12 protein-coding genes are annotated in these 13,997 nt (G+C 58.8%); 2 read left to right on the forward strand and 10 right to left on the reverse strand.

The genetic code is table 11. The features are described 5' to 3' along the window. The first annotated feature begins 8 nt into the window (after positions 1 to 8). A complete protein-coding gene (locus ACR0D7_RS08010; RefSeq protein ID WP_480678562.1) occupies positions 9 to 1,148 on the forward strand; it encodes an alpha-D-ribose 1-methylphosphonate 5-triphosphate diphosphatase in 1,140 nt (379 codons plus the stop codon). On the opposite strand, the gene ACR0D7_RS08015 is transcribed toward ACR0D7_RS08010, so the two are convergent. The 7 genes from ACR0D7_RS08015 to ACR0D7_RS08045 are packed head-to-tail and all read right to left on the reverse strand — an operon-like array spanning position 1,149 to position 7,640. Then, a complete protein-coding gene (locus ACR0D7_RS08015; protein ID WP_480678563.1) occupies positions 1,149 to 1,625 on the reverse strand; it encodes a class I SAM-dependent methyltransferase in 477 nt (158 codons plus the stop codon). After that, a complete protein-coding gene (locus ACR0D7_RS08020) occupies positions 1,622 to 2,392 on the reverse strand; it encodes a polysaccharide deacetylase family protein (RefSeq protein ID WP_480678564.1) in 771 nt (256 codons plus the stop codon). The genes ACR0D7_RS08015 and ACR0D7_RS08020 overlap by 4 nt, the downstream gene beginning before the upstream one ends. Next, the gene (locus tag ACR0D7_RS08025) at positions 2,389 to 3,528 is read right to left on the reverse strand and encodes a glycosyltransferase family protein (RefSeq protein WP_480678565.1); all 1,140 of its coding nucleotides are present in this window, start codon (positions 3,526 to 3,528) and stop codon (positions 2,389 to 2,391) included. Before ACR0D7_RS08025 ends, ACR0D7_RS08020 begins: the two co-directional genes overlap by 4 nt. Continuing rightward, positions 3,525 to 4,109 carry a histidine phosphatase family protein gene (locus ACR0D7_RS08030; RefSeq protein ID WP_480678566.1) on the reverse strand — a complete coding sequence of 195 codons (585 nt, stop codon included), beginning with the start codon at positions 4,107 to 4,109 and terminating at the stop codon, positions 3,525 to 3,527. The genes ACR0D7_RS08025 and ACR0D7_RS08030 overlap by 4 nt, the downstream gene beginning before the upstream one ends. Then, positions 4,106 to 5,182 (reverse strand): glycosyltransferase family 4 protein, encoded by a 1,077-nt coding sequence (locus ACR0D7_RS08035; protein ID WP_480678567.1) that lies wholly within the window; start codon positions 5,180 to 5,182, stop codon positions 4,106 to 4,108. Before ACR0D7_RS08035 ends, ACR0D7_RS08030 begins: the two co-directional genes overlap by 4 nt. Then, positions 5,182 to 6,429, reverse strand: coding sequence for a glycosyltransferase (locus ACR0D7_RS08040; protein ID WP_480678568.1), 1,248 nt, complete (start codon positions 6,427 to 6,429; stop codon positions 5,182 to 5,184). The genes ACR0D7_RS08035 and ACR0D7_RS08040 overlap by 1 nt, the downstream gene beginning before the upstream one ends. Then, positions 6,426 to 7,640, reverse strand: a complete 1,215-nt coding sequence (locus ACR0D7_RS08045; RefSeq protein ID WP_480678569.1) for a glycosyltransferase family protein — start codon at positions 7,638 to 7,640, stop codon at positions 6,426 to 6,428. The genes ACR0D7_RS08040 and ACR0D7_RS08045 overlap by 4 nt, the downstream gene beginning before the upstream one ends. Before the next feature lie 361 nt (positions 7,641 to 8,001). Here ACR0D7_RS08045 and ACR0D7_RS08050 point away from each other — a divergent pair, with 361 nt between their 5' ends. Next, positions 8,002 to 10,371, forward strand: coding sequence for a mechanosensitive ion channel domain-containing protein (locus ACR0D7_RS08050; RefSeq protein WP_480678570.1), 2,370 nt, complete (start codon positions 8,002 to 8,004; stop codon positions 10,369 to 10,371). Positions 10,372 to 10,460: 89 nt separating this feature from the next. On the opposite strand, the gene ACR0D7_RS08055 is transcribed toward ACR0D7_RS08050, so the two are convergent. From ACR0D7_RS08055 to ACR0D7_RS08065, 3 genes are read right to left on the reverse strand one after another with little or no spacing between them, the layout of a single operon-like run. Further along, entirely contained in the window at positions 10,461 to 11,816 is a 1,356-nt protein-coding gene (locus ACR0D7_RS08055) for a CoA transferase (RefSeq protein WP_480678571.1), read from the reverse strand. Next, positions 11,813 to 12,967 (reverse strand): ABC transporter permease, encoded by a 1,155-nt coding sequence (locus ACR0D7_RS08060; RefSeq protein ID WP_480678572.1) that lies wholly within the window; start codon positions 12,965 to 12,967, stop codon positions 11,813 to 11,815. The genes ACR0D7_RS08055 and ACR0D7_RS08060 overlap by 4 nt, the downstream gene beginning before the upstream one ends. Then, a complete protein-coding gene (locus ACR0D7_RS08065) occupies positions 12,964 to 13,992 on the reverse strand; it encodes an ABC transporter permease (protein ID WP_480678573.1) in 1,029 nt (342 codons plus the stop codon). The genes ACR0D7_RS08060 and ACR0D7_RS08065 overlap by 4 nt, the downstream gene beginning before the upstream one ends. Between the last annotated feature and the right edge of the window lie 5 nt (positions 13,993 to 13,997).

Raw genomic sequence — 13,997 nt, forward strand, 5'->3', positions numbered from 1 at the left:
AAGTTCAGATGACAGAAGAAACGATCCTTGCCAATGCCACGCTTGTTCTTCCGAATGAGACGGTGACCGGCAGCGTCCGCATTGTTGGAGAGACCATTGCCGAGGTTGACACCGGCCCGACGGTTCCAGCAGGCGCGGTCGATTGCGGGGGTGATTACGTCAGCCCCGGTCTGGTCGAATTGCACACGGATAACCTTGAGCGCCACATCCAGCCGCGCCCCAAGGTTGATTGGCCCCACGCTGCGGCGATTTTGGCTCATGATGCAGAACTGGCCAGCACCGGGATCACCACCGTGTTCGACGCGATGCGCATTGGCTCGATCCCTAGCGGCCAGCGCTACAAAAGGTACGCTCGCGATTTGTCGCGTGAGCTGTGGCAGTTGCGTGAACAGGATGCCCTGAAGATCAGCCACTTTCTGCACCTGCGGGCCGAAGTGTGCTCGGAGACGCTAGTGGATGAGCTGGACGAATTCAGCACTGAGGATCGCGTTGGTCTGGTTTCGTTGATGGATCACACGCCCGGGCAGCGGCAATTTCGGAATATGGCGCAGCTGGAGGCCTACATGAAAGGCAAGCACGGCATGAATGATGACGAGTACCTGCAGCATGTGGCGCACCTCAAAAAGCTGCGCGAGCGTAATGGTGACCGGCATGAAATTGAAACAGTGAAAGCCGCTAAGCGATTTGGCGCGATGCTGGCCAGCCATGATGATACCACGGCTGAACAGGTCGCGGTGTCGGCAGGTCACGGTATCAAACTGGCCGAGTTTCCAACCACGGTTGAAGCCGCCCGGACCTGCCATAACCACGGTATCAAGGTCATGATGGGGGCGCCCAACGTGATCCGCGGCGGATCGCATTCCGGCAACGTGGCCGCGCAGGAACTGGCCGAACTGGGCCATCTCGACATTCTGTCCTCGGACTATGTCCCTGCGGCGTTGCTGCTGTCAGCCGTGCGACTTGGAGAGGAGTGGCGAGATATGGCTAGGGGTTTGCGCACTGTAACGCAGGCCCCCGCACAAGTTGTCGGATTGCAGGACCGAGGTGAATTGCGTGCCGGTGCTCGCGCGGATGTGATCCGGTTCCGTCTGCGCGAAGGTGCGCCCGCGCTGAACGGCGTCTGGTCGCGCGGGCGGCGTGTGGCCTGATCAGGCCCGGTAGAACAGGTAACGGTCTGGCGCGATGGTGTCCGGGCCGCTTATCTGTTCGAACCCAACCAGAGGCTGACCCGAAATCAGCAACCCTCCGGGTCGCATCACCTGCTTGATCAGAGGGCTGAGGCGTGAGGCTTCGGCAACGTCCTCTTCCTTGATACCGCGCCCGAAATCGTAATGGGCCAGCGCGATGCTTGTGCCACCAGCGGCCAGTTTTTCCAGCATGGGTTCCGCTTCGCCCTGCAGAAAGTCCTCAGCCGGAGGGGTGCTGGACGGGTGGCACTGCAGCACCCGGTCCATCACCCATATGCGCCGGTTGGACAGGATTTCCCGCAGGTGGTCGTAGGTGCGGCCATTGCCCAATCCCATATCCAGAACATCGCCTTCCATATCGCTGATCTGCGCGACGGCCCAGTTCAGCCCGTCGCGTTGCGCCGTCAGGCGGCGTAGCATGGAATCCAGTCGGCTCATTCAGGTTCTCCGGTTGGTTCTGTTGGTGCGACCCAAGCAAAGCCGGGGCCGTTCAGAAGGCGGCGCAGCAATGCCTCGGTAAAGGTCCAGATGTCCTGATCATGGACCAGATGATGGGTCAAGACGCCGAAAGGTTCGGCGTTGTCGGTGCGTCCTTCGCGTCGTTCGCGCAGCAGGTTGGCAGTTTGAGCAATCAACCTGTCCGCAATGATCAGCCCTCGTGTGCCACGCCAGTCGATCGGGTCCAGATGGGTGTTGATCTGCTCCAGACCGGGCGCCGGATTTCTGACCTTGCGCGGTGTCGCGGTTGAAATAATGCGATAGCCCAAACCCGGCAGCTCCTGCACCACCTCGGGTGCGATACGGTTCCACGGTGGGACAAACATCGGGCAGAGCCTGTTTTCGAACTGAGATTGCAGCCGCTTAAGCCCGGCCCGTGCATCGTCAAGAATATCGTTCATCGGGCGGTGCAGGCGAAACTCGGATTTCTTCTCGTCCGGCAGTGCGTGGTTTTCATGCGCCCAGCCATGTACCACGGGAATAAGTGTTGCGTGGTGCGCGACGTGATCGATCAGCGATTCATTGGCATCGCGGGGAATGACTGCAAGGTGCACCGGTACACCTAAAACCTGTGAAAGCTCTGCCAATGTCTCAAGTTGCGGTGTCGCAGAAACTGCATCGTCGTCACGCCACCAGACAGGAAGGGTTAGCCCTTCGGCCATCCAAGCGTTCAATTCAGTATCCAGAGGGCGCCAATCCATTGTCATGCCTGCCCTCTAAGTTTCACTGCTATCTCAACCGTTCGGGCGGCTCCGTCAAAGCCCTGTGTGGGAACCGGGCGCGGGCCGCTGGACATGACTGCATCAACGGCGCGCGCCAGAACGTCTCCGTTAAGTTCCTTGCTGGGCAGCACGTCGATGGCAGGCAAGTTGGATAAGCTCTGCCCGCGCAAGCTCTGCTCAACTTCCTTGCCATCGTCAAATGGAATGAAAACTGCGGGTGTCCCTGACTGCAAAATATCCAGTGCGGTGTTGTAGCCGCACATACTGACCGAGGCCGCAGCAAGCGGTAGCATCTGGCGGAAATCGGGGCGCACAGGTTCCAATGTCACCGGGGCATCACCGATGAGCTTATTTAATTGGTCAATACGCATCCGCGCATCCTGCCCGCCGACCAACAAGCGCCAGCGCCTGTTGGGCATCTTTCTGGCGGCCTCGATGGCCGCGTGAAAGATCGGTTGACCTACCGATCCACCACCAGCGCTGACAAGAATTTCGTCCTTACCCACCAAATCACCATGAGGCACCGGGGCTTCGGGCGCTACAAAACCCGTATAGAGCAAACGCTGTCGTAAGTGGTTTGTAACTGGCCAACTGATGTCTAGGGGAACAACGCTTTGATCCGAATGAACGAGGATGCCGTCGTAGTATTGCTCGATAATCTCCGCCGTACGTTCCGCTTTTGAGGGTTTGGAAGGCGGCGCCAGAATGTCTCGGATCGAACCCAGAATAATCGGTGGACGTGGCAGGGTTTGTGCTGCCTCCAAAGCCGCGTTGAATTCGGCCGCCAGTGATCGGCGGCCAAAGGGAAACAGCTCTGTGATCAGAATGTCCGGCGCAAAGCTCTGAATGGCTTCGACCAAAGCCGTCTCACGCGCCTTCAGGTAATCTGCATCCGCGACCTCACCGCTTTGGCTTAAAAGCGTTGTGAAATCGGTGCCGTCCGAGCGGAGAGGCGGCAAGCCCAGCACCGTTATGCCCGCACTGTCCAATTGGGGTGCTGGCATCCCACCCGAGACGACAAAAGTCTCGTGGTCGTTGTGAACAAATGCCCGGCCCAGTGTCAGCGCACGGCTGAGATGGCCCGTACCCAGTAAATGAGTGACAACGATCATCACCTTCATTGGGATGCCCCGGTTTTGATTAGGCGGATAGGCTCCGGCAGAGGAGTAAGCGTTGTCATATCAACGATATAAAGTCGGTTGCGCTTGATCTTAAAGGGCGCAGGGCCGTCGAAATCCCACCCCCAGGCGCGTGCTAGAATGACGCGCATAATACCGATATGGCAGACGGCGACCGTGTCGCTTTTCAATCCGTCCAGCCAGGGTTTCAGTCGGTTCCAAACCTCGGCTGGGCTTTCACCGTTTGGCGGGCGGAAATTCCAGCTCCAGTCTTCAATATGCCGATAGCCGCTGTCCGGATCGGCAATAAGGTCCACTCCGCGCAGGCCTTCCCAATCGCCCCAGTTCATCTCGGTCAACGCGCTCTTGGTCTGCGGCTCTCGCCCGGCAACCAGACGCGCCGTTTCACTGGCGCGCAACAGAGGGCTGGACCAAAGGTCCGCGCTCTCCCACGGTTCGGGCAGGCGCGTAGCTGAAAGTTCTGTTCGGGCCTGATCATCCAAGGGAATATCGCTACGCCCCTGAATTCGTCCTGCGCGGTTCCAATGAGTGTGCCCATGTCGCAGCAGAGCCAATTGGGTCATCGAGTGGCCTCCACCAATGGTCGCACAGCTTGCCAGAACCTGTCGGTTGCAGCAGGCAGCAGGTGACGTTCCGCCACATGGGCGCGGGCCTTCGCCCCGATTGCCAGCCGAAGGGTGCGATCTTGCAGCAGGGTACGCAATCTGGCAGCCAGACCTTCAGCGCCATCATCGACCGACGGGTAATCCGATGGGGCCAGAACGTCCCGCACGCCTGGCCGGTCTTGGGCAACTACGGGCAGGCCGCTGGCTTGGGCTTCCAGATAGATCATCCCGTAAGCTTCATTCACACCGGGCCACACCAACAAAGAGGCCGCACCATAAAGTGCCTGCAACGTGTTGCGGTCGCATTGGCCCAGAAAGCGGACTTTGGCTCCGAAAGGGGCCATTAGTGCCTCGACATCAGCTCGCGCCGGACCATCACCTGCGATATCCAACGTCCAATCGCCATCCAGTTGGGCCAACGCGTCGGCGAGTAAGGTGTAAGAGGCCAATTTGTCGCCATGCCGCATCATTCCGACCGTCAGCATTGGACCTTCTGATGAGGAAGCAGACGGCAAGTCTGTCAGCGGCAGAAACGGGGGAAGCTCTACAAGCCGTTGGTCTCCGAACCGTTCCCGTTCCAAAGTGATCAGATCGTTGGCGGTGTGGTAAAAGATCACCTGAGCCGCGTCGCAGGCCTCATGAGCGGCCTGCGCAAACCCGGCCCAAGGGCCATTCAAACGGCTTGTTGCTCGGGTGCTTTCCAATTGGACATAAGGGATGTTCCGGGCCTTACACACAGTCGGTCCCAATAGATCGGGCGCTTTGTAATAGTTGTGATAAGTCACCCAGAGGGCAGTTTTCGATGGCAGTTCGGCAATCAGACGCTGGGCCTCTGCCGCGGCCTCTGTACGCAGTGCTGCCTGCACCTGGGCGTCCCCTGTCTTGTCATACACGCGCAGTCGAGACACCAGGTCGACCGCATCGCCCTGCGCTGAAATCGCCTGCATCAAGTTGCGGGCCATTTCCCGATCGCCAGATGGCACCGGATTGTCCGGGGCTTTCATCGGGGTGTAAAACGCGACCCTCGCCATCACTCTGTGTCCGAACCCAACGCGCGCAACCGCTCGGACAGGCGTGCGATGCCCGGGTCCATGCGAAATTCGGTAATCAGTCGGTCATAAGCGGCCGAGGCCATCGATGCGGTCTGATCCGGCGCTGCGGCAAGTCGGCTAATGGCAGTGGCCAAAGCGCCGGGGGCGTCATCGGACAGGACCCCATGCGTGCCGGTTTCAATGAATTCGGGGATGGCAGAAACCGGCGTCGACAGAATCGGCAGCAACTGAGACGCGGCCTCCATCAGAACGTTCGGCAGTCCGTCACGGTCTCCGTCCTCGGCAATACGGCTGGGAAGTACGAACAGGTCGGCCGCGCGCATGGCCGCGATGACTTCGGGCTGGTCGCAGGCACCTTTCCATGTAATCCGGTGCGATAGGCCAGCGGCCTCAGCCTGGTTTTTCAACGCATCACCTAGCGACCCGCCACCAATATGCGCCCAGTGCCAATCGAGCGTTTTCGGCAGTCGTGCGAAAGCATCGATCAATCGGTCAAAGCCCTTTTTCTCGACCAGACGCCCAACAGACAGCATGTGAAAAGGTCCGTCCGGTGCGCGTAAGGCACGGTTAGGCGGGGCAGGAAAGCGACCAAGGTCTAACCCGTGGTAGATCAGATCAACCCGAGATGGGTCATCTGCCAAGCTGCGCAGATGCTCGGCCCCGAAAGCAGTGCATGTTGCACCGAACGCCGCGCCGTGCGTGCTGGCTTGAAGCTTTTCGACCTTTTCCCATACGGGCGAGGTCCAAATGTCCTTGGCATGTGCAGAAAAGCTCCAAGGCAGGCCGCGCATGATCGCGGCATAGCGCGCGACCGAGGACGGCGTATGCATGAAATGCGCGTACATCACCTGCGTCACGTCGGGAAGTTCTGCGGCCAGAACGCAAGCCTGACCGAACCGGCGGATGCGGTTATGGGTCGGATCACGGCGCAAGTCGGCGCGCCAGATCCGGTAAGCTTCGGCATAACCCGGCAACGCCTGCGCTGCATGCCGTGCGGCCCAGACGCGTTGCGGTTCCTGATACAGATATTCGGGCAGGTAATGCACCTGACCCTGAAAGCGGTCGTGCAGTGGGTGGCGCTTTACATCTGTTGGATGGCGTAGAGACCAGATGTCAAAACTGTGCCCGGCTTCTTGCAGGGCGACTAGTTCTTGGGCGATAAACGTCTCGGACAGGCGCGGCCATCCTTTGACCAGCACCGCCAGTTTCGGCTGAGCTGTCGTCATCCGGTGGCCCGTTCCTGTTCCCGGTTCAGCAATGCGTCCACGCGATCGGTGACGTAGTCCAGCCCGTCCAAAAGCCCGTCTTGAATGGCCTGCGATGGCAACGGCTGCTGCGGCAGGTTGCGTATCGCCTCAATCATTGCATCCGGTGTCAGGCCGTCACGGGTTTCGTCGAGCATTCGGACAAGCCCCAGATCCTCGGCCTGCGAGGCGCGGATCCACTGCTCCAGCCGTGGTGTCGTGCGCGGCACTATGACGGCGCGTTTGTCGAACGAGAGCACCTCGCAAAACGTGTTGTAACCGCCCATGCAGACGACGCCGGCAGCCCCGGCAAACAACGTTTCGATTTGGGATTCGAATCCAACGGCGGTCACTCGTCCATTCAATGCAGCAACGCGGGTTTCGAATTCCTCGCGCAGCTCGCCGGACAGGAAGGGGCCATATACCAGCACCGCGCGGGGTGATAGTGTCGGATCTTTCTCATAGGCCGACAGGACAAGGTTCACCATCGCCTTGCCATCGCCGCCGCCGCCAGGTGTGATCAGGATATAAGGCTGTTCCGGAGGCTCGCCCACTGGACCCAGATCGCGGCGCAGATATCCGGTCCAGTGAATACGCGATTGTGCTGCGTGGCTGAGCGGCAGGCCCTTGGTCGGGTCGTAGATCGAGCGCAGACCATAGACCCAGATTTCGTGGTAGAACCGTTCGGTTGCTGTCAGCGCTTCCTTGCGCTCCCATTCAGCGGCTAGAACTTCGGGCTCGTCCAGCACGTCGCGCAAGCCCAGAACCAGTTTGGTGCGTTGCGAATGCAACAGGTGTTCCAGCGTCGGGAAAAGCTCTCCGCGAAAGCCGGTTGGCTCTTTGTCGACGACCAGCATATCGGGATCGAATTGCTGAACGGCGGTCTGGATCAGACCGGCACGCAGTTCGGTCACCTCTTCGATTCCCATGCCGATGGTCCGCGCCGCGTAAGAGCCATCGGCGCGTTTGGTTACGCCTGGCAGGCGCACGTGATCGACCCGGCGTGGAAAGGTAAACCTGCCAGCTACGGGCGATCCCGTCAGGATCAAGGCCGAGGCTTCTGGGTTGGCCTGTGTAATGGCCGCAGCCAAGGCCCGCGACCGGCGCAGATGCCCCAATCCGAATGTATCGTGGCTGTAGAACAGAATGCGCGGCGCGCGGCCGGTTATGGTATTTTGTATTCCTAGGCTCATGCCTTCGCCTGTCGTGTTTCTGTGTCCAAATCCGCGCGTTTATCCCGTTACCGTATTATCTTTGGTGCCGCTTGCCAAAGGGGGTGTCAAGATTGTGCAAATTCGTCAAACATGGCGAAATGGCAACATCTGGTGCGCCCGGGGGGCGTCACCCACTGTGCCTGACGTTGATCTTACTATTCCACCCATATTACAGCATCGGTCATATTCAGTTTTTTCAAGGTTGGAAACACTCTTGTCGCACCCCTTGCAGCGTGAACACGAAATGACACGATCTCAGGACGCGAAAGGCTGAATATTTGAATATACTCAGGCGCTTCTGTACCCTGCTGTGCAACTTGCGAATTGGATAGGCTGTTCGATGAAATTCAAACTCATAGCTGGAATTGCCCTGGTTTTGTGGGCATTCGCAGCGGTCTTCGTCACCGCAGCAGCGGCGCAGACGCCATTTATCCCTGGATACAACACGGGTTCCGATACTGAGGCTGATTCAGCCCAGGAAGGAGATCTAGCCGCCGCGATCAAAGCTGCGACCGAAGCCGGTGCCAGCGTGATCGTCATCGACAGCACCGGACAGGTTGTGTCCTCGGGCAGTCAGACCGGTGCTGCGGATGCAGGACCGCACGATCCAATGGCGGACGGTTCACAGCTCATGAAGGCGCAAGAGAAGTTTTCGGATTTCCGCGCATCGATGGAATCGCGCCTGCAAGCCTTGCCCTATTCGATATTCGAAGTTCAGTACATATTACGTCAGACCAGCCCTGACGGACGAATCCAGACCTATGTCGAGGTGCTGTTCTGGAACATCCTGTTCCTTTTGTTGGGGCGCTGGTTGTCGACCGAGATATACGGCAAGCGTATGGCCAAAAAGCTTGTCGTGGCGCGGTCCAAGGAAAACCCGCAGGGCTATCGGGAAAAGATGCCGTTTTTGGTGTTCCGATTTTTTATGGGCGTCGGAGCTACGATTTTTGCGATGCTCATGGCCCTTATCGTTGGGTACCTGTTCTTTGGCGAGGCTGAAAATATCTCGATCCAGTTCACGGTGACGGCGATTTTCACCGCCTTTTTCCTGTCGCGCACGGTGTCCGACCTGTGGCGCATGGTGTTGTCGCCATACCTCAGCCAATATCGTCTGCCGCCCTTTTCTGACAGGGACGCGAAAATTCTGTATTTCTGGGCCTCTGCGCTTGCGACCTATGATATATCGGTCGTTCTGTTTTCGACTTGGGTTGCCGATTTCGGCTTGAACTACAACGTCTATGCGATGGTCTATGGCAGCCTGACCATGTTCGGTGCATTGGGCAATGTGCTGATGATCCTGTTCAACGCCCGCGCCATTTCCAACGCCATCCGCGGGGGGCGGGCACCGGATCAGGTTTCTTGGATCTCGCGTTTCATCTCATTCGCCTGGGCGCCCGTGCTGATCGTGTATATCGTCTTCAGCTGGTTCAAACTGGCGGTTGATCTGGTGCTGGAGAATGAGAACTCGCTGCCGATCGTGGCCAGCAGTTATTTGATATTCATGTCGGTGGTCGTGGCTTATGGGGCGATGAACTACCTGTTGGAGCGGTATTTCGACCGCAATCGTCAGATGGAGGACCTGAACGCGGCGGTTGAGGAAGAGGTCGAAGAGCCCACCGAGACACCCGAGGCAGAAATGCGCCAACATTCGATCCTGACATACGAGGATCTGGCCCGTCGCGTTGCGGGTATTCTGGCCTTTGTCGTTGGCCTATATGCGCTGGTGGTGATCTGGAACCCCGAAACCAGTTGGAGCGAAGACCTGCCAATTGACCGGGCGCTGGATGTGATGATCATCCTGTTTATCGGATATATCCTGTTCAATTTTTTCCGCATTTGGATCGACTCGAAAATTGCCGAAGAGGTCGACGATGGCAGCGAAGAGGCCGAATTGGGTGATGAGGGCGGTGAAGGCGGGCAAAGCCGTCTGGCCACGTTGCTTCCCCTGTTCCGCGGGGCGATTCTGGCCGTTGTTGTAGTCACCATTGTTCTGATCGTGTTGATGGAGTTGGGTATCAACGTCAGCCCGCTGTTCGCTGGCGCTGGTGTGGTAGGTCTTGCTGTTGGTTTCGGCTCGCAGACACTGGTGCGCGACATCTTTTCCGGGGCGTTCTTCCTGATGGACGACGCTTTCCGCAAAGGGGAATACATTGACATCGGTGACGTGAAGGGGACTGTCGAAAAGATTTCGGTTCGTTCCTTCCAATTGCGGCACCATCTCGGGGCACTGAACACGATCCCCTTTGGCGAGATCAAGGTGCTGACCAACTATTCCCGCGATTGGGTGATCATGAAACTCCCGTTGCGTGTGACCTATGACACCGATGTCGAGAAAGTGCGAAAGCTGATCAAGAAACTTGGCCAGCAATTGCTGAGCGATCCGGTGATCGGTGAGAACTTCATCCAACCGTTGAAATCGCAGGGCGTGATCGAAATGCAGGATTCTGCGATGATCATCCGAGTTAAGTTCATGACCAAACCGGGGGATCAGTGGCTGGTGCGCAAGAAGGTCTACCAGGAAATCCGTGAGCTATTCGCGCGAGAAGGTATCAAGTTCGCCCACCGCGAAGTGACCGTGCGGTTGGCCGAGGGCAAAGAGCCCGAGGAACTGACACCAAAGCAGCGCGAGGCCGTGACCGGCGCAGTTCAGGCAGCGATTGACGAGGATTATCTGGATGATATTGGCCCCGGCGGGGGCGACGACCGATAGGTGCAGCTCCCGCCCCTTTTTGCTGGCGTCTCTGGCGAGACGCCACCCAAAGCGTTGGGCCAGGCCGCGCGTTCCGCGCGGTGGTCGGTTCAGGTGGACAGCGATGGCCAGGCCGGTTGAGCCGTGCCCAGTTTCGCGGCAGGCAAGGACCAGGACATTTTGGCAGAGCCGACTGTCAGGGCCGGTTTTAGGCGGTGGCCTTCTCCCCAACCTGACGTTTCTATCTGTTGCGTATAGTCGGCAGTGGTTGCGTCGGTAATCTTTTGGTCCGTCTCTGATTTGGCCAAGGCGGCCAGCAGTTCCGCGGTACGGGCCAGTGACAACTGGGCAAGCATGATGGAGTTTCCAGACGCTGCCTCGGCCATAACTGACAATACGGCGGCGGCCATCAGATAGCCTGTTGCGTGATCCAGTGCCTGTACAGGAAGTGGCGTGGGTGTGTCAGCCTTGGCCCATGCACGACCGGCATCCGCGATACCAGCACTCATCTGTACGAGGCTGTCAAAGCCGCGTCTGGCCGACCAGGGACCTTGCCAGCCATATGCGTTCAAGGTGACCTCAATCCGGTTAGGCGCCAGTTCATCCCGTTTGAGCTTGGTCAGGCCAAGCGCATCCAGAGCACCGGGGCGGTAGCCGTGGACGAAGACATCAGACTGTGACAGAAGCGCTTGCAATGTCATCAGACCGCCCGGGGATTTCAAGTTCAGATAGGCACAATGCTTGCCCAATGAGATGTCGGGGATAACGCCCGGCTCATCCCACCCGAGGGGGTCAATTCGCAGAACCTCGGCCCCGAAGCCGGCCAGTGTCCGGGTTGAGACCGGCCCGGCCAGAATGCGGGTGAGGTCGAGAACGCGTAAACCTGCCAATGGACGCTGCGCCGTCGCCTCGGGGCGGTCCCGCAAGGTGACGCGCCTTGGGCTGTGCCAGCCGATCAGAGGATCGCGCGACACGGCCCGCCCCTGAGGATGGTCGAGCCATTCCGAGCGGCTGCGCATTGCTGCGGCAACACCGCCCTCGGCCACGATGGCGGTTTCCAGGTCGGCGATGGACCACGTCTTGAGAGCCTGAGCGACGGCGTCCCGGTCGGCCTTGGCACCCAAAACCTTCGGTGCCGCCGCCCTATGGTGCGGCAGGTTGGTATGCAACCTGATCCAGCCGTCGGACGCCTGATAGTCGCCGGCGATGGCATCCCAAAGGCTGGGCATCTGCCACCCTTTTGGTTTGAAAGAAAATCCGTACCAGAGCGAGGCCAGCCGGTGATCGACCGATACCTCTGGTAGTTTGGGGGCCAGATTCAACGCGGCCACCAGACGGGCCAGTTCCTGACCCACCGCGCCAAAGCTGGCAGTCGCCAGTTCTGACACGGCAAAGGCGCTAGGCCGTGAACCCTTGCCGCTGGATTTATAGCTGTCCGAGGCGGGAAGGGCGGAAATCAGGGTCATTGCTGATAAGGATCGAGGCTGTCGCGCAGACCATCACCTAGGAAGTTGAAGGCCAGCACCACGACGATGATCGGGAGCATCGGAATTGCCGTCCACGGATAAATCTCGATCGAAGCGAGGTTCTGCGCATCGTTCAGCATCACGCCCCAACTCACCGCAGGAGCCCGCAGGCCCAGGCCAAGGAAGCTGAGCGCGGTTTCCCCAAGGATCATAGCCGGGATCGACAGGGTGGCCGATGCGATCAGGTGCGACATGAAGTTGGGCAACAGGTGTTTGCGGATCACCCTTCCGGAACTTGCGCCCATCATTTCGGCTGCACGCACATATTCCTCTTCACGCAGCGACAGGAACTTGGCGCGCACGGAACGGGCCAGACCCGGCCAATCGAGGATGCCGAGGATGATCGAGATGATGAAGAACACCGCGACGGGGCTCCAGTTCGATGGCACCGCAGCGGAAAGCGCCAGCCAGAGCGGCAGTTCCGGTAATGATCGGAGGATTTCGATCACCCGGTTAATGACCCAGTCGATCTTGCCGCCGAAATACCCGGCCATCGAACCAAATATGATGCCAAGGAAGAAGGATACTGAAATGCCGATCAGACCCACTGTCAGAGACAATTGCGCGCCGTAGAGGATGCGGCTGAACACATCGCGGCCCAGACGATCCGACCCCCACAGGAACAGAGTGGCCCCTTCTGGGGCGCAGAACAAATGGGTGTCGGATTTGATCAGACCCGCCAGTTTGTATTCGGAGCCTTCGCAAAAGAACTTGATCGGGCGGGGGTCTTCCAGGTCGGGGACGAACTTCCATTGGAAGGTCTCAAGATCGGCCTCTGCAATGATGGGGAAAACATGTGGGCCGATGAATTTCCCCTCATAGAACCAATTCACGCTTTGTGGCGGAGCATAGAGGTGCTCTCCGTTCCGTTCATTGGGGCCGTAGGGTGCGATGAAGCCTGCGAAGGGCAGCATCAGATAGCAAAGCAGCAGGAAAATGCCCGAAATCAGGCCCAGCTTGTGGGTTCTGAATTTGCGCCAGACCAGCACCCAGTTGGGCGCATCCAGATCGGCGCGCTCTAGCTGTTGCAGCGCGGCGTCCGGGTCGAAGGGGGCGTCGTCGACAAAGCGACCATCGGGGTGTTGGGTCATGCTTCACGCCCCTCATACCGGATACGCGGGTCGAGCATGACCAGCAGAATGTCAGAGATCATGGTGCCGATCAGGGTCAACAGGGCCACGAACATCAAGATGAAGGCGGACAGAAACTGATCCTGTGTCTTCAGCGCCGTCAGCAAGGTCGGGCCGATGGTCTGCAGGCCCAGAACGACCGAAACCAGAACCGAGCCGGACACCATCGATGGCAGCAGGTTGCCGATATCGGCCACAAAAGGGTTAAAGGCCACGCGGAGCGGGTACTTGGTCAGCATCCGTGACGGCGCCATTCCCTTCGCGATGGCGGTTTCTACATAGGGTTTGCCAAGCTCATCCAGCATATTGGCGCGCAGACGCTGCATCATGGCAGAGGCACCGGATGTGCCGATGACAAAGGTCGGGACGATCAGGTGAACGAGGATGGATTTCATCTTGTCCCAGCTCATCGGTAGACCTTCGAACCTGGGGTCCATCAGGCCGCCGATAGGCAGGTTGAAATAGCGGTGGCCGTAATAGAACAGGATCAGTGCCAGCAAAAAGTTCGGGGTGGCCAGTCCGAGGTAGCCGACGAAGGCCGAAGTATAGTCGATCCACGTCCGTGATCGTGCCGCAGCGATGACGCCCAGGGGCAGGGCAACGGCGTAGACGAACAGAATCGCGGCCAGATTGACCACAACGGTCAGCCAGAGCGTGTCACCCACAATCTCGGCCACGGGGCGGTCGAATTCGAAGGACCAGCCGTAGTTGCCCTGTATCAGACCCTCGAACCCGTGCGGGCCGGGCCAGAAGCCCATCCAGATCAGGTATTGTTCCCAGATCGGTCGGTCCAGTGCGTATTCTGTGCGCAGGAACTCGGCCTTAGCCACACCTGCAGATTGGCCCGATGCCTGTAGTTCTGCAATCTGGTTGCTGAGATAGTCGCCGGGCGGCAGGTTGATGATCACAAAGATCAGTACCGACACCACCAACAGCGTCAGCAGCATCGTGAAAAAGCGATAGACTGCATAGCGCAGCATAACCATTTAGC

This window comes from Ruegeria sp. BB7 (assembly GCF_056539365.1).